At 43.5% G+C, this 20,601-nt stretch carries 18 protein-coding genes and 1 pseudogene; 2 read left to right on the top strand and 17 right to left on the bottom strand.

The window, feature by feature from the left end:
* Positions 1-149: 149 nt before the first annotated feature.
* From ACQRD1_RS04015 to ACQRD1_RS03995, 5 genes are all read right to left on the bottom strand, one after another.
* On the bottom strand, positions 150-383 hold the full coding sequence (locus tag ACQRD1_RS04015) for a complexin-2 (RefSeq protein WP_427786934.1): 234 nt from the start codon (positions 381-383) through the stop codon (positions 150-152).
* 71 nt (positions 384-454) lie between these two features.
* Entirely contained in the window at positions 455-1,522 is a 1,068-nt protein-coding gene (locus ACQRD1_RS04010; RefSeq protein ID WP_022092900.1) for an AAA family ATPase, read from the bottom strand.
* Positions 1,523-1,646: 124 nt separating this feature from the next.
* A complete protein-coding gene (locus ACQRD1_RS04005; protein ID WP_022092899.1) occupies positions 1,647-1,967 on the bottom strand; it encodes a plasmid mobilization protein in 321 nt (106 codons plus the stop codon).
* The gene (locus ACQRD1_RS04000) at positions 1,957-3,072 is read right to left on the bottom strand and encodes a site-specific integrase (protein WP_055261453.1); all 1,116 of its coding nucleotides are present in this window, start codon (positions 3,070-3,072) and stop codon (positions 1,957-1,959) included. Before ACQRD1_RS04000 ends, ACQRD1_RS04005 begins: the two co-directional genes overlap by 11 nt.
* A 2-nt stretch (positions 3,073-3,074) precedes the next feature.
* Entirely contained in the window at positions 3,075-3,269 is a 195-nt protein-coding gene (locus ACQRD1_RS03995; protein WP_005611072.1) for a hypothetical protein, read from the bottom strand.
* A gap of 183 nt (positions 3,270-3,452) precedes the next feature.
* Here ACQRD1_RS03995 and ACQRD1_RS03990 point away from each other — a divergent pair.
* Positions 3,453-3,899 (top strand): annotated as a pseudogene (locus ACQRD1_RS03990) (helix-turn-helix domain-containing protein); the annotation flags it as partial.
* 203 nt (positions 3,900-4,102) lie between these two features.
* Here ACQRD1_RS03990 and guaA read toward each other — a convergent pair.
* From guaA to ACQRD1_RS03975, 3 genes are all read right to left on the bottom strand, one after another.
* Positions 4,103-5,650, bottom strand: coding sequence for a glutamine-hydrolyzing GMP synthase (gene guaA / locus ACQRD1_RS03985; RefSeq protein WP_235232344.1), 1,548 nt, complete (start codon positions 5,648-5,650; stop codon positions 4,103-4,105).
* Positions 5,651-5,823: 173 nt separating this feature from the next.
* Entirely contained in the window at positions 5,824-7,185 is a 1,362-nt protein-coding gene (locus ACQRD1_RS03980; RefSeq protein WP_235232345.1) for an MATE family efflux transporter, read from the bottom strand.
* Positions 7,186-7,250: 65 nt separating this feature from the next.
* On the bottom strand, positions 7,251-7,481 hold the full coding sequence (locus ACQRD1_RS03975) for an HPr family phosphocarrier protein (protein ID WP_235232346.1): 231 nt from the start codon (positions 7,479-7,481) through the stop codon (positions 7,251-7,253).
* A gap of 57 nt (positions 7,482-7,538) precedes the next feature.
* Here ACQRD1_RS03975 and ACQRD1_RS03970 point away from each other — a divergent pair, with 57 nt between their 5' ends.
* The gene (locus ACQRD1_RS03970; RefSeq protein WP_420370568.1) at positions 7,539-7,757 is read left to right on the top strand and encodes a DUF6774 domain-containing protein; all 219 of its coding nucleotides are present in this window, start codon (positions 7,539-7,541) and stop codon (positions 7,755-7,757) included.
* Positions 7,758-7,806: 49 nt separating this feature from the next.
* On the opposite strand, the gene ACQRD1_RS03965 is transcribed toward ACQRD1_RS03970, so the two are convergent.
* From ACQRD1_RS03965 to ACQRD1_RS03925, 9 genes are all read right to left on the bottom strand, one after another.
* Entirely contained in the window at positions 7,807-8,466 is a 660-nt protein-coding gene (locus ACQRD1_RS03965; protein WP_235232347.1) for a MarR family winged helix-turn-helix transcriptional regulator, read from the bottom strand.
* Positions 8,467-8,601: 135 nt separating this feature from the next.
* Positions 8,602-9,855 carry a Wadjet anti-phage system protein JetD domain-containing protein gene (locus tag ACQRD1_RS03960; protein ID WP_235232348.1) on the bottom strand — a complete coding sequence of 418 codons (1,254 nt, stop codon included), beginning with the start codon at positions 9,853-9,855 and terminating at the stop codon, positions 8,602-8,604.
* 11 nt (positions 9,856-9,866) lie between these two features.
* The gene (locus tag ACQRD1_RS03955; protein WP_235232349.1) at positions 9,867-13,250 is read right to left on the bottom strand and encodes an SbcC/MukB-like Walker B domain-containing protein; all 3,384 of its coding nucleotides are present in this window, start codon (positions 13,248-13,250) and stop codon (positions 9,867-9,869) included.
* On the bottom strand, positions 13,210-13,845 hold the full coding sequence (locus tag ACQRD1_RS03950) for a DUF4194 domain-containing protein (RefSeq protein ID WP_235232350.1): 636 nt from the start codon (positions 13,843-13,845) through the stop codon (positions 13,210-13,212). The genes ACQRD1_RS03955 and ACQRD1_RS03950 overlap by 41 nt, the downstream gene beginning before the upstream one ends.
* A gap of 80 nt (positions 13,846-13,925) precedes the next feature.
* The gene (locus tag ACQRD1_RS03945) at positions 13,926-15,356 is read right to left on the bottom strand and encodes a Wadjet anti-phage system protein JetA family protein (protein ID WP_235232351.1); all 1,431 of its coding nucleotides are present in this window, start codon (positions 15,354-15,356) and stop codon (positions 13,926-13,928) included.
* A gap of 138 nt (positions 15,357-15,494) precedes the next feature.
* Positions 15,495-15,752, bottom strand: coding sequence for a sporulation transcriptional regulator SpoIIID (spoIIID, locus tag ACQRD1_RS03940; RefSeq protein ID WP_235232352.1), 258 nt, complete (start codon positions 15,750-15,752; stop codon positions 15,495-15,497).
* A 78-nt stretch (positions 15,753-15,830) separates the two neighbouring features.
* Entirely contained in the window at positions 15,831-17,183 is a 1,353-nt protein-coding gene (locus ACQRD1_RS03935) for a uracil-xanthine permease family protein (protein WP_235232353.1), read from the bottom strand.
* Positions 17,184-17,565: 382 nt separating this feature from the next.
* Positions 17,566-18,456 (bottom strand): quinate/shikimate dehydrogenase, encoded by an 891-nt coding sequence (locus ACQRD1_RS03930; protein ID WP_334302611.1) that lies wholly within the window; start codon positions 18,454-18,456, stop codon positions 17,566-17,568.
* 75 nt (positions 18,457-18,531) lie between these two features.
* On the bottom strand, positions 18,532-20,553 hold the full coding sequence (locus ACQRD1_RS03925; RefSeq protein ID WP_235232355.1) for an FAD-dependent oxidoreductase: 2,022 nt from the start codon (positions 20,551-20,553) through the stop codon (positions 18,532-18,534).
* Positions 20,554-20,601: the final 48 nt, after the last annotated feature.

Genomic DNA, 20,601 nt, shown 5'->3' with positions numbered 1-20,601 from the left:
CGTTTCAGGGCATCCTTCACAGCCATCAAACCACCAACGCACTGTCGTTTTATCCACAACCTTCCGTCTTGCATCTTACCAGCTTTCTCCTTGTCTGCTATCTACAGGTGCGTGACACGCTCCTGTCATAGGACAGACAACAAGAACTGTTACCATCGAAAGCTTTCCGGTATTCCCCGCCTGTCCAGATATTCCTGACGGGACTTTTCCCGTTCTTCCTCTGTCGGAGCAGTTTTCGACTGTGTATATAACTGCCGGTTTGCCATACGCTCCACTTTCTCCATAAGCCCTTTGCAAATTTCCTCCGAACAGCTTTGATCTTCCATCAAATGATAGGAAACCAGCTGTCTAAACAAGGCAAATGGTATCTGTACATTTTTTATTTCCATGTTGTCTCCTTTCAAGGTGGCAAGATGCCCTGTTCTTAAGAAATAGTCATCTTGCCATCTTCCTTTTATTCTGGAAGCATCCAGAACCATTGATTTCCACGTTTCACCGAATCAATCTCCAGTTCCAGTTTTGCGTTCCGTAGGGTTTTCTTCTTAATTCCTCGTTTTTCCGCTTCTTCTTCAATCTTTTTCTGTGCCATGCCACCATCAGCCAATATTTCCAACAGAAACTCCTTTGCCTTCCGGCTTTTCTGACCTCTGCTGTCACCACTGAGCAGATCATCCGCACTAATGTCGTATTCCCCGATCCACTCGAATCCAGTATCCTTATCTAATCGGAATGCAATTGATTTCCCTTCCGGTGCAAGGGAACTTTTCACATGGCATACCACACGGATTTCCGGTTCATCTTTAATCCGCCCAACAATCAGCACACTTCTGGCTGCCGCCTGAAAATCAATCGAACCCAATCCACGGTAAGAAGATTTTCCGTTACTGTTTTTGTTCATATGCCCGATCAGAATGATTGCACAGTGGTATTTCTCTGCAAGCACTGCCACACGCTTCATTAACGGACGGATTTCATTTGCCCGGTGCATATCCACCTCTGCTCCAAGAAATCCCTGTATTGGATCTAAAACTACCAGACGGGCTTTTGTCTGTATGATAGCTTCTTCCAATCTGGCATCCATCATGGTCAATGCCCGATCGTTATCATCAATTACCATCACTCTGGAACAATCTGCACCAGCTGCAAGAAGTCGAGGCTTGATAGTATCGCCCAATCCATCTTCTGCAGTCTGATAAATAACATTCACAGGTTCTATCGGGCTTTCCACTGGATTCGCATCAGAGTCAACGTTCTTTTCTGCTCTATCCTTCTCGTCTGTTGCCTGTTGTTGCTCTGGAAGAATTTTTTCGCCTTTGGTCAACTTCGCAATAATCTGAAGTACCATCGTAGTCTTTCCTTCTCCCGGATCTCCCTGAATAATCGTTACTTTTCCAAAAGGAATAAACGGATAGAACAGCCATTCAATCTGCTCTACTTCCACTGATTCCATATTTATCAGCTTCAGATCCGACTCCGTCCTTTTTATTTCTGTTTTCTTTGTCTCTACTCTGTTCGTTTCCATCGTTCCTCCTTATTTTCCCGTTGAAAGGAAGTGGAGATTTTGATAGAATACTCGTAGAAAGTTTTTGGTGAGTATTCTACCAAATCTCTGCCTTTAGGTGTTTGCCGACACTTAAAGGCATTTTCTATTCTTCCTTCATGCCATCCATCGTCACTGTGATCAGCCGGATTACTTCCAGTAAATCCTCCGGCACATCATCACCCTTTTTCAAACGTTTCAGTTCATTCAGAACCTTTGCCAGTTCATTTTTCAACGCCTTATACACTCTCGGATTTCCTGTCACTACAACCTCTTTTTCCTGCAATCTTCGGATAATATAATCCTGTTTAGTCAGACCGGACAATTTAACCGCTGTTTCCAGAAGTTCATCCTCCTCCGGTGATACCCGAAAAGCTACCGTTTTATTTCTCCAACGCCCCTGTCTATCCAAACATTTAGCTGACATACGCAAGTCCTCCTTCCCTATCATTTGGTTCTTCATTCATGTTTTCTGCATCCAACTGGTCTGCCATATCCTGCTGTACGGACGGGAACAGATGCGCATATCGGTAAGTGATCTTTTCTGCTGAATGACCAACCCTTTTTCCGATTGCCAGTGCTGTATAGCCCATGTTAATCAGCAAAGAGACATGGCTGTGTCTGAGATCATGCACCCGGATTTTTTTCACACCGCTTGCTTTGCATCCTCTTTCCATTTCATGGTTCAGATAATACTTAGTTACAGGGAAAATACGGTCATCCGGCTGCAGGCTGTAATATAACTTCAAACAATCCTGCATTTCGTCACATAAGAACTTTGGCATAGTTACAGTACGGACACTGTTCTTTGTTTTCGGAGTGCTGATCACATCTTCTCCCTTTAAACGCTGATAGGATTTGTTGATCCGCAACGTTCTCTTCTGGAAATCGAAATCCGCAGGAGTTAAAGCCAAAAGCTCCCCGGATCTGATTCCGCACCAGTACAATAACTGGAACGCATAGTAGGAAAGTGGTTTATCCATCATTTCTTCTGAAAACTGTTTATACTCTGCCTTTGTCCAGAAGAGCATTTCCTTGCTTTCTTCTGAGCCGATTGTGCCAGCTTTCCTTGCCGGATTCATGCTAAGATCATAAAACTTGATCGCATGGTTGAAAATCGTACTCAACTGTCCATGGATTGTTTTCAGATAAGTAGGGGATAAAGGTTTTCCTTTCCTGCTTGTCAATTTGCGAAGCTCATTATGCCAGTCCAAAACATCCTTTGCGGTGATTTCTGACACCTTTCTTTTTCCCAGATAGGGTAAAATCTTGGACTTGATAATATTTTCCTTTGTAAGCCAGGTACTCTTTTTCAGCCTTGGTCTCACATCTTCCTCATATAATTTGCAGAAGCTCTCCAGTTCCATATCCATACTGGCTTTCTTCTGGAGTATGAACTGCTGCTCCCACTGTGCAGCTTCTCTTTTTGTTGCAAATCCTCTTTTGCATTTCTGCTTACGTTCGCCGGTCCAGTCCTGATACCGTACCATAACGTACCATGTGTTATTGCTTTCAGTCTTGTAAATTGCCATTCTTAATTCCTCCCATCGTTTGATCTCGTTCCGTAGAACTGTTCGTAAAAATACTTCCGGTCAACTTTTCCTGCAATTGTCTGGCATCCCATCGCCTGTAATTCCCTGTTCAGCCTTTTCATCAGCTTATAAGCGTAGGATTCCGATACTTCCAGAACTTCCATGACCTCTTTTACATTCATAAACATTTTACTCATTGTAAAATCCCTCCTTCGTTTCTCACTATACATTTCTGTATAGTCCGTATGATACTATACTTTTTTGTATTGGTCAAGTGTTTCAAAACAAAAATTCTATACTTTTTTGTATGGTTTCTCCTTGTCTGTACTATACATATATGCTATACTCAATTTATCAAGTAAAAGACAGGAGATATGAGCATGGCAATAGGAGAAAGAATTCATCATTTTCGACTTCTGCGTGGATTCACGCAGAAATATTTAGGTCAACAGCTGGGATTCAGCGAATCACAGGCTGATGTCCGCATTGCACAGTACGAAAAAGGCTCTCGCAGTCCAAAGGAAAACTATCTGAATGCACTGGCTGACATTTTTGAGGTCTCCCCTCATGCACTCGCTGTACCGGACATTGACAGTTATGTTGGGCTGATGCACACCTTATTTACATTAGAAGACCTTTACGGACTTCATATTGGAGAAATTGACGGAGAACTCTGTCTCCGGCTGGATAAGTCCAAAGGAACCACCTACCTTTCTATGTTTGATATGTTCTACGCATGGCAGGAACAGGCAGAAAAACTAAAATCCGGGGAGATCACCAAAGAAGAATATGACCAGTGGCGGTACAATTACCCGAAAAAAACAACATAAAAACCAACGAAAAAAGGCCTTACCAAATTGATTTCACTCAATTCAGTAAGACCTTTTTTGTTGGTTTCACACATATTACCTGACAACCACCGGATTGCTGATAAATACTACCTAAATATCCGGTGTTATCATTTTGTTATCAAATAGAACTTCTTGTGCCCGGAAATGCCCTGTTTATAAGGGTTTCCAGAATTTTTTCATTATTCAAACTCTATTGTGCCTGGCGGTTTACTGGTCAGGTCATACATTACCCTATTCACGCCTTTTACTTCATTGATAATCCTGCTCATAACTTTCTGCAGTACTGCATATGGAACTTCAGCTGCTTCAGCTGTCATAAAGTCAATTGTATTCACAGCCCTCAATGCCACCGCATAGTCATAAGTTCTTTCATCTCCCATAACCCCAACGCTTCGCATATTGGTAAGCGCTGCGAAATACTGGCCTACGGTCTTGTTCATGCCTGCCGCGTCCATCTCTTCACGATAAATGGCATCTGCATCCTGCACGATTTTTACTTTCTCAGCGGTAACTTCGCCGATGATACGGATTCCAAGGCCAGGACCCGGGAACGGCTGGCGATATACAAGTTTTTCTGGAATACCAAGCTCCAGTCCTGCTTTTCTTACTTCATCTTTAAAAAGATCACGAAGCGGCTCGATAATTTCTTTAAAATCAACATAGTCCGGCAATCCTCCAACATTGTGGTGGGACTTGATGACAGCTGATTCACCGCCAAGACCACTTTCTACAACATCTGGGTAGATGGTTCCCTGAACAAGAAAGTCTACTGCGCCAATCTTCTTTGCTTCTTCTTCAAAGACACGGATAAATTCTTCTCCGATAATCTTACGTTTTCTCTCCGGCTCTTCTACCCCGGCCAGCTTGTCATAGAATCTCTGCTGTGCATTGACACGGATAAAGTTCAGGTCATAATTTCCATCTGGTCCGAAGACTGCTTCCACTTCATCTCCCTCATTTTTACGAAGAAGTCCATGATCCACGAATACACATGTCAGCTGATCACCGACTGCTTTGGACAACAATACTGCTGCCACAGAAGAATCCACGCCACCGGATAATGCACAAAGCACTTTTCCATTTCCAACTTTTTCACGAATCTGCTTGATAGATTCTTCTACAAAAGAATCCATTCTCCAGTCTCCGGCACAGCCACAGACGCCAAGCACAAAATTTGACAACATCTTGGTTCCTTCTACTGTATGCAGAACCTCTGGATGAAACTGAATCGCATACAAGCCTGCTTCCGCATTTTCCAGAGCTGCTGTCGGGCAGTCTGCCGTGTGCGCAGTAATCTCGAATCCCGGAGCTGCTTTGGAGATATAATCAAAATGACTCATCCAGCAGACAGTCTTCGGTGATACTCCCTGGAATACCGCAGAATCTGTTTTATCAATAAGTACCTCTGTTTTTCCATACTCTCTGACATCGGCTCTTTCCACCTTGCCGCCGAGCACATGCATCATAAGCTGAGCTCCATAACACAATCCCAGAACCGGAATGCCAAGTTCGAACAACTCTTTCTGGTAAGTCGGAGAATCTGCCTCATAGCAACTGTTTGGTCCTCCTGTGAGAATGATTCCCTTCGGATTCATCTCTTTAATCTTCTCAAGGTCTGTCTTATAAGAGTAGATTTCACAGTATACGTTACATTCTCTGACACGTCTCGCTACCAGCTGATTGTACTGGCCGCCAAAATCAATGACAATTACTAACTCTCTTTTCACCTGTGTTCCTCCCTGATATTTTCTCTCCTATCAAAACGGCATTTTCATTTGCCGGTAAATTATATTATAAAATAGCGGCGAAATATTTACAATAGGGGGACACCGATTTTTCAAAAAGGGACACGGCAAATCGAATCTGGGACGGAGGAAAATGAAAAAACCCCCGTCCCCAATTATACGATTGCATCTTTTTTCCAATTCCCTCTGAAGTAGCGGATGATGAAGCAGATGGTGCGGAATACCCAGTCGATGACCATGGCTACCCACACACCGAACACGCCCATGCCGAGATATTTTCCAAGGATGTAGCTGAATGCGATCCGGAAGATCCACATGGATGTGATAGAGATGATCATGCAGGTCTTGGCATCGCCGGAAGCCCGGAATGTTCCTGGAAGTGTGAATGCGAGCGGCCATATGAGGACGGCGCTGATTCCGTGGAAATGTATGATCTGTCTGGTTGTTTCTGCTGTCAGATCTGACAGATTGTATGCTCTTAGGATGAATGGCAGGATCAGGAAGATAAAGCCTACTGTTGCCGCCATGCTTACATAAGTAATGATCAGTAACTTTTTGTTGTAATATTTTACCTGTTCGTAATCACCGGCACCGACACATCTTGAGATGACGGTAGTGACTGCAAATGAGATTGCCATACCGGGCAGAATCTGGAACAGGGCGATGGCGTTACTTACTGCGTTAGCCGCAATCGCATAAGTTCCAAAAGTCGAGATCAGGCTTAACACCAGTATTTTCCCCAATTGGAACATACTGTTTTCCAGTCCATTCGGTACTCCGATACTCAGGATTTTCTTGACAAGATTCCAGTCAACACGATATCGGAAGGTCTTCTCTATATGCAGGGTCAGTTCTTGATTGCAAAGCAGCGTAATGATAATGACAGCTGCTGCCATACGGGATACCAGCGTCGGTATTGCCACACCTTCTGTTCCTCTGTGAAATCCATAGATCAAAATTGCATTTCCGCCGATGTTGATAATATTCATTATAATGGATACCTGCATAGGTATTCTGGAATTCCCCATAGCACGGAAGATGGCTGCTCCTCCATTATATAAAGCCATAAATGGAATGGAAGCCGTTACGATCAGAAGATAGATGTTCGCATGGTGCATGACATCTGGTTTGATCTTTCCAAAGATTCCATGCAGGATTACGTATTTTCCTGCGTATACCATCAAGGTGATAACGATTGCGCAAATGGTGATGAACCACACCAGCTGTGTAGCGGAACGGCATGCCTGCTCTTGCTTTTTCTGTCCGAGATACTGGCCCGCCACGACCACACCTCCGGTCGCCAGTGCCGCGAACATATTAATGAGCAGAACCATAATCTGATCCACCAGCGAGACCCCAGACACAGCCGCTTCTCCCACGCTTGCAATCATGATAGAATCCGCCATTCCGACAAGCACAGACAACAGCTGCTCAATGACAAGAGGGACAATCAATGACAGCAACATCTTATTGCTAAACAAATAATTACTTCGGTCTATTTTTCTTATTTCTCTCATAATATAAAAAACTCCTCACCGCACCTATTATACGCCAAGGAGTTTTTCTGCACAAGTTTTCTAACTTACGCTGCAACAAATTCTTCTATATCTTTCCAAAAATCTTGACAATCGTCCATGTAGACTTTCAATTCAATCTCTTTGTTAAAACCCATATTTACAATTCCTAATAGAGATTTTGCGTCTACAATAAATTTACCGCGTTTCATATCCATATCAAATGGATATTTTTCTGTCTTATGGACAAATCTGACGATTTCATCCAAGTTCTGAAATACTACAGTTTTCTTGCTCATTACAATCTCTCCTTTTTTTTGTTAAAAAAATACTAGCACAATTTCTTTTTAAAAAAAATGTACAAGTTGAACAAGAAAATTCTTCCACTTTTTTCATTTATCGAGCTATCTGCTCATTTATTCGATCATTTTTTATGTTTCCTTTCCACAATCGCCTGCAAATTGTCCGAATGTCTCTCTGATGATGAACTTTCCATCATGGCTGCCAGCTTTACGGCACTTGGTGATATGCTTGCAGTGATTGCTTTACGCCGGGATTCCTGTAAAGACAAGTAAATAAGAAAAGCAGCAATTCGATCATCAATAAGCAATCAATATCAATAAATTAATTTTTCCAGAAATCCAGGAGCTTTTTTAACAGTAGCTTTAATTCCGCCTGTTCTTCAGCATTCAACACTTCGAATAAAGCGGACTCGTCCATCCTTGGATTGCCTTTCTCTAACACAGATCTGCCTTCATCCGTCAACTGCACAATGCTTTTCCTTCTGTCATCTTCGTCTTTCTGACGAATAATAAGACCTTTCATCTCCAGTTTTGACAATATTTCACTTATAGAGCCCGGCTGAATTCTAAGAATGTCCTGTAGTTCTTTTTGACTCATCTGTCCCTTCTCAGCAAGTATTGCAAGAATCCCTTCCTGTCCGCCGCCCTGACGACCTCTACGATGAAGGAAATGTCCAGTCGCATGCATCAGTCCTGCCAGACTGTCTTCTTCGTGCATTCCTCTATGTTCTCCATGATGGTCTGACTGCTCATCATGGCTGCCGTGTTCTCCATGTCCGTGATGTCTGCCATGTCCTCTGCGTTCTCTTCCTTCTCCACGTCCTCTTCCTTCTCCATGTCCTCTTCCTTCTCCACGCTCGTGCATCTCTCCATGCTCTTGCCCTTCACCAAGCATAGCTCTTCTTCCTCTTCCACATTTCAAATCCGATATCGGGCAGTGATTCGGGCACTGTGTGCATACTTCTTTATTTTCTGATGTCATGATTATTCCTCCTTTTTATCTCGGTACCTAAATAATATAATATTTCTTTCCATTTATCAAGGTACCTAATTATATTTTTTAATAACAAAAGATCCTTCTCCTGGGAGCTTTTGTCATTGTGAATTCTTCTGTTCATCACACCAGTAATTCCTGCTCAATTTCCTGACCAAATTCCAGTATACATTTCTTTAATTCTTCCAGTTCGCCGGCATTCATGGCAGCAAGCCGCTCTTTCTTCCCGGCTTCTATCTCTACGCCGGCCCCAAGTTCCATTGCCTGGATATAATCTTCCTTACTCATCTTGTACGGTCGTAATTCTGGAATTACGTTTTCTTTGTTGAACTGAAAGATCCGGATTCCTCCATAATCCAAGTCTCCCCAGTGCCAATATTCAGTTCCTGCGTCAACTACATCCTTCAGTGTCTTTAAAAATCGTACTTCTTTCGGTGAGAAAAATCCATGACAGAAAATATACAATACATCCTCTTGATACTGCATCTTCTCATAATTAGCCTTATTCTCTATAACGATGATCTTCTTTACACCTGCAAGGGACTTTGGCATAGCATGCTCCAGAGCCTGAGCCCCAAGGATTGTTCCATATCGATTCAGAGAAGTATCAATAGCCACCGTTCCATCCAAAAGATATACCAGCGGTCCTTTCCACTCTAATGTCTGCGCATAAGATAAGATACCATGAACTTTCAATAGTTCATCATCACTCATTCCATCGGCATATTCCGGCGAATGCCTCAAAATAGTGATTACTTTACTTTCATACTTCTGTTCAAATATCTTCGATGGCGTCAGTCGTTCTTCTGGTATCTTCACATTACGGAATACTCGGGCGCTGAATATCCGTTTTTCTACCGGCTCTTGTAAATGAATCATTTCATCCAGACATTGATATAGCTTCTCATCTTCCATATCTTTTTGAAATGCCAGAGAGCAGAGTCCTCTTTCCAATTTACAGATCTCTTCTGCATAATAACCGGCAAGCCAAGTACCTTCTGCCTTCTCTTTCCATTTCTTCATCTGGGAAATATACCGTAGCTGTCTGCATCTCGGGTCTTCCATTCCTTCTCTTCTGCAGAGTTCCGGCATAATATCTATGGAATAATGAATCTTTTTTATATCCATATTCATATCGCGCCATTCGAATCGGATCTTCCCGGATTGTCCAAGCACAATATCACGTTCCAGCTCTCTAGCCTGTGACAAGAGATTCTTCTGACCTCCAAGGAGGCGGATCAGCTTCTGGTCCACCATGGGATGCCTCTCTCCAGAGAGCGTTCCTCTCCGATAGGCTTCCCCATCAATCTGACTGATCAGCCAACGCATCAGTGTTATTGTTTCTTTTGTTCCATCCTTCTTCTCTTTCTTTGCCACTTCTTCTCTCCTTAGGCATCAAGATTCTGAAGCTCCTCTGTCTGTCCCTCGATCAGCTCCAGATAATTTCCTTTATCAATATGCATCATCGAGATCTGATTCTGATGTCTGCGGAATCCGTAGACACTGTCCACGTTCCGAATCAACGACTGAAGGCGCTCGTCCGGCACACAGACGATCAGCTGCAATTCCAGCTCTCTCGCATAACGCAGGCACACTTCACTTCGCTCTTTGTCCATCTTAGAAAATGCCTCGTCCAAAAGCACCAGCCGTATCTTGGACTCACGGTTACTCTGCTGCATATATAACATAGCAAATCCAGCCAGAAGTGCCACATATTTTGGATTCTGTCCCTCTCCGCCGGAATCTCGCCCGGCCATCTCATCTACCGCATTTTTCTTCACATTCCCCTGCTCATCTTCTACACGCTCATACATGCTGAAGGTCAGATAGTTACGGTAATCTGCATACTTCTCCATCTCCTGTTTGTGGAGAGTCCGATTCTGCCCGTCTTCCTCTCGCGGTGGCATGAACTTCTCCGTCAATCTCTGAATCTGAGATTCGAATTTCTGGTAAAAGTCGTCTTCTCCCAGACTCAGCTGTCCATCGAATCCATCGTTATCCAGCACTTTGCTGTCAAGCTCCGGTGCCATCAGCATCTCATAGAACTGCCCGTTCTCATTCTGGGCCGGAAGAATATCAATCTGATAAGTACTGTCTGAGAACCGGATTCTGGATAACATCCGGTTGATCTCTCGCTTATGCCGATAAGCTGCCTTTATCTCACCGTGAATCGTGGCAATGACATTTTCACGCAGGGAATGGTAGACCAGACGATACTGCTTCTCGAAGTCTTCTTTATATTTGGGCTCAAAGTCCTTGCGCAGCTGCTCCAATACCTTATCATACACTTCATTGCCGTGCTCGATTCCGGTAAATCCATACGCCGGATATTCCCGGTTAAACCGGCCTCGTGCAAGGGCTCTGGCTTTCTCCGCCCTTTCTTCCTGCTCCGTTAATTCTGCCAGACGGTCGTTTTGTTTCCTACGGTAGGACACCTCAGACTGTGTTTCCAACGTCTTTTGCACCTCTTCCAGCAATTCTTCATTAACGACAAAGCCCTCCTGAAGGAATGCCAGTTTTTCCTGGAATCCGGCCAGATCTCGTTCTGCAAACCCCTGGTCCTTCTTACGCCCAATACGTTCTTCACCAATCTGCTCAAGTCTGTCATCCAGTTCCTCGATCACCTGTTCGAGTTCTTCTTTTTGCGCCTTTAGCTGCGCCGTCAAGGTACCATCTTCCAATTCTTTCAGTTCTTTTTTAAGCTGATCTTGCTTCTTCAGATACTTCTCCAGCTCATCTGCGGCCCCTGCCAATTGCAATAACTGCTCTGGATTCTGGTTCAATTGTTCAAAAGTCTGTGCCTGCTTTAATGTATCTCGCATCTGCATATCCGCAAGCTGATTCTTCTCTAATTCATAGACCTCATCCTCCAGCTCCTTTAACTTCTTCTTAGATACCTTCGTGCCAATGCAGGCATAGCGGTCATAGTCCGCTTCTCTCAGATGCCGGAAGATATAATTGCTGTAAGAATAACAATCCGGCGTTACGCCATCGCGCACCTCATGAAGTTCTTCCACTGTATCGCATTTATAAATACGCCCCAAGTATCGCCTCAGACACAGATCCACATAAGGCTCCTCTGCTGCAACAGCTTCATATAATGTCCCTGTCTCTGCCTGTGGCTGGTCTCTTTTGATAGCAGATGTATTGATCAGTTCTACATCCTCGTATTCTTTTTTCTTCATCTTACGAAATATCTTTGCCGCTTCCAGGGCATACTGTGGCTCCGTCACAAGGCTGTGCTTGATCCGTCCCAGTCTGCCTTCAATGGCATTCTTCCACTTTTCCTCGGTAATATCAAACAGATCCGCAAGGATTTCCACATGAATGGTATGTCCGTATCGGCTGCTTAATTCATTCTGCAGTTCTGCCCGGGCACTCTTTAGTTCTTTTCGATATGGCTTCCGGTCATTTTTCAGGTCCTCCACCATCTCTCTCTTCTCATTCAGTTCCTTTGTAGTCGAACGGATCGTGTCATTTAAGTCATCCAGTTCTTCTCCGATCATCTCCAGCGTATTCTGAATTCCTTTTTTCAACTTTTCAATAGCTTGAATGGACACTTCTCCATTGACCACATCATCCAGAGCCTGCAAGGTTGGATTACTTACATAGCTGCTGATCTCCTCATCCTCGTCCCAGGCTTTCAGTCCATTGAGAATCTCGCGCCACTGTCTGGCATTTCCAGAAAGCAGCTGAAGAGCCGTCTCCATATCATCCAGTTCTTTCTTCTTCAGGCCGTAATCACTGGCATGAAGCTCTGCCTTTACTTCGATAAGTTTCTCCGTCTTCTCCTTCTTCACCGCTTCCAGATCCGTCTTCTTCTCTTCCAGTTCCGTGATTCTTACAAGAATTCCTCTTAAGTCTTCCTCTTTTGCCTCCAGACGAGTCTTACAATTCTCTATCTCCACGATTCGAAGAACGCTCTCCGTACGTACCTTGTCTGCTTTCGCCTGCACCAGTTCCAGATCATACTTGTGGATCTCATCCAGAATCTCAATCCGGTGTTCCAGATCCTCTACCCGTTCCTTGATCTCCCGGTATGCACCCAACTGCTCACTGATGGTCGAAACCGTATCTTCCTTACTTCTCGGGAACATATAATCCTTGATGAACTGTCCTGTCCCGTTGGTCATCCGAAGAGCAATGGCACTTTTTTCCATCGTCATCAGGCGTCCCGGGTCAATTCCGCCAAAGATGGAATCATACACTGTGTTCAGATAAGCCTCTTTGGATGGGTAAATGCGGTTCACATCCACTCGTCCCCGATTTTCCTCGGACTTGCTCCGCTGATTCAGCAGTCGTTTCAACTGTTCTATTGTATAGGGGGTCCCCCTCTCCGTCAGATATTCATCTTCCGGCATCTTCCCAGAATGGCTGAAGAAGCAATACTTCTTCAGATCCAGATCATTTCTTCCTACTTCAAAAGCCACCCCAATACAAGTCGTCAGCTTACTTCCGGTATCTGCAATCTCCAGTACAATCTGAGAACAGAAGTCTACATTTTCTCGATTAGAAGTTCCGTCCTTCTGTGCTCCACGGAGATAACTTAAGACACTTCGCTTATTCTTGGCATCGTCTGCGGCTTTATTCAAAAATGTCGAAGCCACGCTTCCATACAGTACCACCTGGATCGCATCCATCACCGTAGACTTTCCAGAACCGCTTTTGCCACTGAACAGATTCACATATTCATGGAATTCCATCACCTTATGGCTGATACCGCCCCAGTTGTTAATCAGCACCCGGGAAAATATCTTCTTCGATTGTCTCATTTTCTGCGGCCTCCTCTCTGTACTCTTCTACCAGTGCATTAATATCCGCCGCACTGACGTATAGATTAATCGTACTGTATAAATAAATCGGCGTATGATCTTCCACATCCCTGACCGCTCCAGGCAGCTCGATCATCTGATGCTTACTCATCAGATACAGTGCTTCTCTCCACTCCGCCAGTGTAAGCTTCCGGTTCAGCAGATTGGTATTCTTTCCATACTCTCTAATCTCCTCCAGTGTGGTCACTGTAGCATTTAAACCTTCTCCAAGAATCTTGTCCCTGTAGATCATTTTCACCAGCAAAACAATAATGGTAGTCGTCAGACTCATTTTCTCCGTCTCTACACCATCTCCTACCAGCCGGAAAATATGCTCCTGTGGGTCATGGATCAGCTCGCAGCCCAGGACCGCCAGATATTCTTCTATAAAGCCTCTGTGTCTGACACAGATCTCATAATCCAGATTATCTCTGGGAGTCAGTGTCACCGGGTCATACCGCATCTGTAAGATACAGGTCTGACGAAATAATTTTGATATCGTTTTCTTTAGATTCTCCGCCTCTGTCACGGATAATTCTTCTATATATGAAGCCATCTCGTTATCCCTTCCTGTTTTTTCTTCTATGTATCCCTCACCAAATATTCCTTACGAACTATTTTTCAATCCTATTACGGTTACTCTTTAATCGTAAGTTCTGAGAAGCGGAACCCTTCTTCATTCTCCAATTCTTCTCCGATAGAAATCTCCTGATCATTCTCCGCAATCTCCGTTGCCTCCTGCCATACAAAGAACAGTTTCTCCAGATCCTCAATAGACTGCACGGTATCTCTGGTGACTGTAAATCTGCCGTCCTTTATATTCTTTCTTCGGAATTCCGCGATCTCCTTGCCTGTATAAAGCGGCTTTAATACAAAAGAATCCAGATCCTCTCTCTGCTCTTCTTCCCGAACAACCGCCTGCGGCTCGAAAGAGCCCCTCTCAGAATCGCGTTTTCTGAACAGGCTTCGTTCCGTTATCACATGGAAACGCTCCGTCAGGTGCATTCGATCCGCCAGTTTTGTAAGGATCTCTTCCTGACAACTACTTCGGTTCAGAAGATTCACAAGTGTCACTGTCTGATCCTCTTCAGCCGCTCCTTCCATCAGAATATAGCGGATTCTTGCTGCTGCCCGACTTGCAAATACCGTCTTCTGCTCAATTAATTTATTATATCTGCGCTCGATGGCATCAAATTCCCGTTCAATACGGTATATGATATCCATCGCCTCCTCGCACAGACCAACCGCACGCTCCAGCCTCCGATACTTTGGTGTATATTCTACAGGAACACTTTCTGCCGATTCCATCTGCATTTTAAGCTGCACCTGCTGGTCCAGAAACTGCTGCCTTCGCACTTCATTTTCACTCAGGTTCTGGTCAATTAATTCCTTTACCGCTTCCTTATATCGATAGAAACTGTCCGTAGTGGTAAGAATCGCATACTTCTTACTGTCACTGTTATTGATCTCATTGACCAGTACTTCCTGAATTCCCAGGAAGCTTCTCTGTCTGGACAGCTCATCAAAATATCCTCTCATACCCTCCTGCATATTCGAAAGCATCCGGAGCAACGACTGGGAGGTCTGAAGGGCACTCTTCAGAATCTCGTTATTTTTCTCCTTATCCGCACTGTAAGTATACAGATAACTGTAGACTGCCAGCACGCTCTCCCGTTCCTTGGTACTGTCTTCACTATACAGACGCTGGAACAGCTCCACAAAGAGCTGACTGTATTCTGGAAATGACACCACATAACTGTTCAACGATTCGTCATAATCCTTCCGAAGCCATCCCCATTCCTCCAGATGCCTCAGACAGACAAACGTCATATTCGACCTGGTCAGCAGTTCTCCTTCCTCGTCAAACTGCTCTTCACTCCAGTCCAAAGTCTCCGCCGCAATCCACTCATTCATAATCGCACAGCATTCCCGTTCCGTAAGCCCCAGAAGCGAATAAGACCTGCCGGATTCCTCATAGATCGATATCAGGAACCGTTGATAATACTCCCTGTATTTGCTCGCAAAAAGTTTATAAAACTCCTTTGGAATCTTATTGATCAAACTCATAGATTTCTCTCCATTTCAAAGTATGAAATAATTATACTACATGGGAAGATAAATAAAAAGCAGCAAGCTGTTTCACTTGCCGCTTTTACAATGAAAACTGAAAATGGTTGGGAGGATATGATATTCCCCACCACTTTTTTATCGATGTTCCATATGTAAATATTTCTCTCTGGTAGCTAGTCCGCCACGAATATGGCGCTCGGATTTGTTGATGTCGAGAACCTTCCTTGCTTCCGCTGCAAGCGCAGGATTAATCTGGAGCAATCTTTCTGTTACATCTTTATGTATGGTACTTTTGCTTACTCCGAATTTTTTTGCAGTCTGCCTCACTGTCGCCTTATGTTCAATGATATAATATGCGATCTCTACTGCCCGTTCCTCAATATAATCTTTCATACCAAACCCCTACATTTATTGTTTTTACAATGTATGCAGGGGTAGGTAGCAATATGCGGTATAAAAATGTCTGCCGTATTACTCACTTTCTATTTCCATGTCTTTTGGCAGCACCCAACTCAAAACAAGTGAAATTATGAAAACACCGGCAACCATATTGGAGCCGAAAATATCCCCGAAGATTGATGGCAATCCTGAGAAGAAGCCTTCCACCTGTGTTACGCCTACCCCTACACACAAAGAGGTGGCAACGATAATCATATTTCTATGATCAAATCCTACTTTTGCAATCATCTCGAATCCGGCAACAACGATAGATCCAAACATAATGACGGTGCATCCGCCAAGAACGCAATCCGGCAAGGTCGATAAAAATGCACCGATCGGAGGAAACAAGCCTCCAAGAATCAACAGCAATGCACCAAACATGATTGTAAAGCGATTGACTACTTTTGTCATTTTCAAAAGACCGATATTTTGGCTAAATGACGTAATTGGGGATACTCCAAAAACACCTCCGGCAATCGCTGACATAAATCCGTCCACAGCCAGAGATCCACTGATTTCCTCATCTGTGATATCTCTTCCAAGAGCACCTGTACATGCGGCTGTAGTATCTCCGATCGTTTCCACCGCAGAAACTAAAAAAACAATAACAAATGAAATAATAATACCGATGTTAAATTTAGGTGCGTAAGCAAATAATGAAGGAAATGAAAATACCCCCAGTTGTGAAATCGTGGTGCCCATTGCCGAGAAATCTACCATTCCAAAACAAATGGCCACAATATATCCAACGATCAGACCAAATAATACATTCAGCTGCTTCAGTACGCCTTTGGCAAACACATGAAATGTCAGACAGGCAACCAATGTAATGGTACCGACCAGAAGATTTTGCCATGCCCCGATTTCATATTTTGCAGAACTGGCATAAGATGAAACGCCTACATTCAAAATACTAAGACCAATGGACGTAACTACACAGCCGGCAACGATAGGCTGGATTAGCTTCCTCCAGAATTTTGCTGTAAGACCTAAGACACCTTCAATACACCCGCCAACGATGATACCACCTATCATGTATCCGTAATCCTGAGAAGCCGACGCAAGACATGCAGCTAAAAAAGTAAAACTTAAACCCATAACGATCGGAAGTCCGGAGCCTATTTTCCAGATAGGATATAGCTGTATCAATGTACCAATACCTGCCACAAGCATACAATTCTGAATCAATTGCGCCGTCTCTATCTGCGTAAATGCCTGTCCATTATATACTGCAACACCCGCAATAATAATTAGCGGAGTTACATTTGCTACAAACATTGCTAATACATGTTGGAAACCGAATGGAATTGCCTTCGCAACAGGGACCCGTCCCCCTAATCGGTAAATATTACTGACATTTGCTGCATTCTTTTCTTTTGCCATTTTTGTTCTCCTCTTTTATTATGCTTACAGGCAATTGTTGCTGACGTTCCTCGCTTACTTTATACTTTTATGTGAATTCTTTTAATTTGATAAATCTCCCAACACATATACAACCACCTGTTTAAACAAAGTATAACATCTACCTATATACAATTCAATCTAAGCATAATACTTTCAGATTTATTCAATGTTTGCCGCTTTCCGGTATTCTGCTTCTAATGTGGCAGACGCTTCAGGAAGCTGCATTCCTTCTATCTTAAAATAGAAACTGGAGTGTGCAGATGCTATATTGATCGGGGCAGGTAAAGAAAACTTTCACTGGAATTAAAAAATAACATCAGGCTTACCCTGATGTTATTTTTATGGAGGGATATTCTTATGATTAGATTCCTAATTGCTCTTTCATGTATTCTACATCAGTGGATTTCCCGGTGTAGAGCTCAATGGCAATCAATGCCTGGAAGAGCATCATACTCATTCCGTTATATACTCTTGTACAGCCAGCTTCTTTTGCCTGCTTCATCATAACTGTCTCGCGTGGAGCATATACCGTATCGGTTACGATCAGATCCGGGCGGAAGAAGGATGTATCCGGAATATTTGAGAGGTCTTCCAACGGATGCATTCCTACTCCTGTCGCATCGCAGAAAATATCTGCTTCCTGCATTTTTTCTTTCAGAAGATCAAGATCTGCAAGATCATTCATGGTTGCTTTACATTCTGTGTTGTTATTGATCTTTTCAACAATCTCTTCTCCACGAGCGTAGAATTTATCCTTAATATTGAAGATGTGAAGTTCTGCAATTCCATCCAATGCTCCCCGAACAGCAATGGCTGTAGCAGCTCCTCCCGTTCCGATCAGAACCATCTTCATTCCCTTAAAGTCAATTCCTTCTTCTTTGATTCCCTGCCAATATCCCATACCGTCAGTGTTATATCCTTTTAATCTTCCCGTAACCTGCCCATTCTCATCACGCATATTTACAACGGTATTGATGGCTCCACAGAGCTGTGCTGCCTCGTCAACTTCTTCCAGGTATTTGTGAACGACTGTTTTATTTGGCATGGAGATGTTAGATCCAAGCATCTTTAACGCGCGGATACTGTTTACTGCTGCCTCCAGAGAATCGTTATCTACTTCAAAAGCAAGCTGAATCACATCGTCGCCATTCTTGTCATATGCAAGATTGTGTGTCGTAGGTGACTGTGTGTGACGAATCGGATAAGCCATCAATCCAACTAGTTCTGTATGTCCTGTTATATTTGGCATGATTATTACCTCTTTTCTCTCTGTTTACTTTTATTGAATTTACTTTTTTATCTATTTTTTATTTCTATTTCAAAGATTCTACTTTATCTCATCCAGGTCTAATAATCCTTTGAACTCGAGTACATTCAAGATAGCACGGCCGTCCATGGTTCCTTCCATAATGCGGCGGGCACGAACAGAATCTCCGATTGGGTATACATAAGTATCTGTATCGGCAAATGCTTCTTCTAATTCTGCAAGGAGTGGATTGTTTGCTCTCATTCCCAGGCAGTTAAATCCAAGGTCAAATTCCAGTTCTTTAATCTCGCCTTCCGGAGTCTTTACAACAAATGCATTTTCTTTTACTTCCTGGAGTGCTGTATTCACGTACTCTTTTACACCGTATTTGTCATGGGTCTCACGCATCGAACACTTTGTAATCGGATCTGCCATCATACCAATCTGCGGAAGCATATCAACGATAGCACATTCTGCTCCCCGTGGTGCAAAGTATTCAATCACATCAAGTCCTACAGATCCTCCGCCCATAACAACAACTTTCTTACCTTTGCAGAAGTCATCTGGGTACTTCCCTGCATTCAGGTTATTGATCATATCAAAGATGGTCGCTACATTGCCGGCTGCAATATTCTCTCTCAGGCCTGGGATTGGTGGAACCAATGGTACAGAACCTGTCGCGTTTACAACGATATCCGGCTTAAAGTTCTTAATCTTATCAATGGTAGCTTCTGTATTTAAGAACATGTATAAGTTCGGCAGTTTCTCAGCACGTTTTTCCAGATATCTTGGGAAGTCTTTCATACGCGTCTTGCTTGGAAGGTCGGAAATAAATGTAGATAATCCTCCAACATGATCTTTCTTCTCCAGTACGAATACATTACATCCGACTTCTGCTGCTGTACATGCAGCTTCAAGACCTGCAGTACCTGCGCCGACTACAACTACATTACAGTTTTTCTTAACTCTTAATTTCTTATAGATATCTCCTTCCGGAACTGCAGGATTGACTGTACAGCGAATCGGACGATTCACACCGATACGGTTTCCGGCACATCCGACGTTACAGGAGATGCATTTTCGTATCATATCATCTTCACCTTTCTGGACTTTTACCACCCAGTCCGGATCCGCGATCAATCCACGTCCCATACCGACGAGATCTACATCTCCGCTTTCGAGGACTTTCTCTACAACCTCTGGGTCACGGTAGTTTCCGGCATTGATGACAGGTTTGCCAAACTTTTCTTTGACAGCTCTTGCCTGATAAGAACGCCATCCATCCGGCAAGTAGTTCGAATCAATCTGATACTGAAGAGATGGATTCAGGCCACAGGATACATCATACATATCCACAAATTCATCCAGATACTGAAGATATTCCAGAGTATCCTCTAACGTATTTCCTTCAGGTACACGCTCTTCTGCTGAGATACGTACAATAATCGGGAACCAGGGTCCGACCTGCTTACGTACTTCTTCTAAGACCATGCGTGGAAAACGCAGGCGGTTCTCTACAGATCCTCCGAATTCATCGGTTCTCTTATTATAATATGGGGAAATAAACTGACTCATCAGATATGAATGTCCGCAGTGAATCTCTACAGCATCAAACCCGATTGCCTGCACTCTCTTTGCAGCTTCCCCATATTTCTTTACAGTTGTAAGAATCTCTTCTTTTTTCATTGGACGAGGAATCTCTCCGCCAACTTTTGTTGGAATATTGGAAGAGGATACCGTCTCCATTCCGGTTCTTGCAGAAGAAGCAGATGCACCTGCATGGTTAATCTGAATCGCAACTGTCGCACCATTCTTATGAAGGTTCTCAACCAGCTGGTAGTAACGTGGCATAAAACTGTCATGATCAATACGAATCTGACTTGTTCCATTGGAACCAACAGGATATTCTACATTGGCATTCTCTAAGATGATCAGGCCAACTCCGCCTTTTGCACGCAAGGAATAATAATTCATATGACGGTTACTCATCTCACCGCTTGTCTCCCCATAATTAGTTCCCATCGGAGTCATAGCGATACGATTACGGATCGTCATTCTTTTTACTGTTAAAGGTTCAAATATCTTAGGATAATTTGTTTTCATGAATCCCTCTCCTTATCATTATTTGTGAAAGGCATCTCTTCTGTTTGT

This window comes from Bariatricus sp. SGI.019 (assembly GCF_050315235.1).
In the GTDB taxonomy this organism is placed as follows: domain Bacteria; phylum Bacillota; class Clostridia; order Lachnospirales; family Lachnospiraceae; genus JAFBIX01.
The sequence above is the reverse complement of the archived record's forward strand: the minus strand, read 5'-3'. Positions and strand labels throughout refer to the sequence as shown.

Bases quoted from the DNA above. Each gene is read 5' to 3' on its own strand.
- ACQRD1_RS04010 (WP_022092900.1), bottom strand. From the start codon at position 1,522: ATGGAAACGAACAGAGTAGAGACAAAGAAAACAGAAATAAAAAGGACG.
- ACQRD1_RS04005 (WP_022092899.1), bottom strand. From the start codon at position 1,967: ATGTCAGCTAAATGTTTGGATAGACAGGGGCGTTGGAGAAATAAAACG.
- ACQRD1_RS04000 (WP_055261453.1), bottom strand. From the start codon at position 3,072: ATGGCAATTTACAAGACTGAAAGCAATAACACATGGTACGTTATGGTA.
- ACQRD1_RS03995 (WP_005611072.1), bottom strand. From the start codon at position 3,269: ATGAGTAAAATGTTTATGAATGTAAAAGAGGTCATGGAAGTTCTGGAA.
- ACQRD1_RS03980 (WP_235232345.1), bottom strand. From the start codon at position 7,185: ATGAGAGAAATAAGAAAAATAGACCGAAGTAATTATTTGTTTAGCAAT.
- ACQRD1_RS03975 (WP_235232346.1), bottom strand. From the start codon at position 7,481: ATGAGCAAGAAAACTGTAGTATTTCAGAACTTGGATGAAATCGTCAGA.
- ACQRD1_RS03970 (WP_420370568.1), top strand. From the start codon at position 7,539: ATGTACAAGTTGAACAAGAAAATTCTTCCACTTTTTTCATTTATCGAG.
- ACQRD1_RS03965 (WP_235232347.1), bottom strand. From the start codon at position 8,466: ATGACATCAGAAAATAAAGAAGTATGCACACAGTGCCCGAATCACTGC.
- ACQRD1_RS03955 (WP_235232349.1), bottom strand. From the start codon at position 13,250: ATGAGACAATCGAAGAAGATATTTTCCCGGGTGCTGATTAACAACTGG.
- ACQRD1_RS03950 (WP_235232350.1), bottom strand. From the start codon at position 13,845: ATGGCTTCATATATAGAAGAATTATCCGTGACAGAGGCGGAGAATCTA.
- ACQRD1_RS03945 (WP_235232351.1), bottom strand. From the start codon at position 15,356: ATGAGTTTGATCAATAAGATTCCAAAGGAGTTTTATAAACTTTTTGCG.
- spoIIID (WP_235232352.1), bottom strand. From the start codon at position 15,752: ATGAAAGATTATATTGAGGAACGGGCAGTAGAGATCGCATATTATATC.
- ACQRD1_RS03935 (WP_235232353.1), bottom strand. From the start codon at position 17,183: ATGGCAAAAGAAAAGAATGCAGCAAATGTCAGTAATATTTACCGATTA.
- ACQRD1_RS03925 (WP_235232355.1), bottom strand. From the start codon at position 20,553: ATGAAAACAAATTATCCTAAGATATTTGAACCTTTAACAGTAAAAAGA.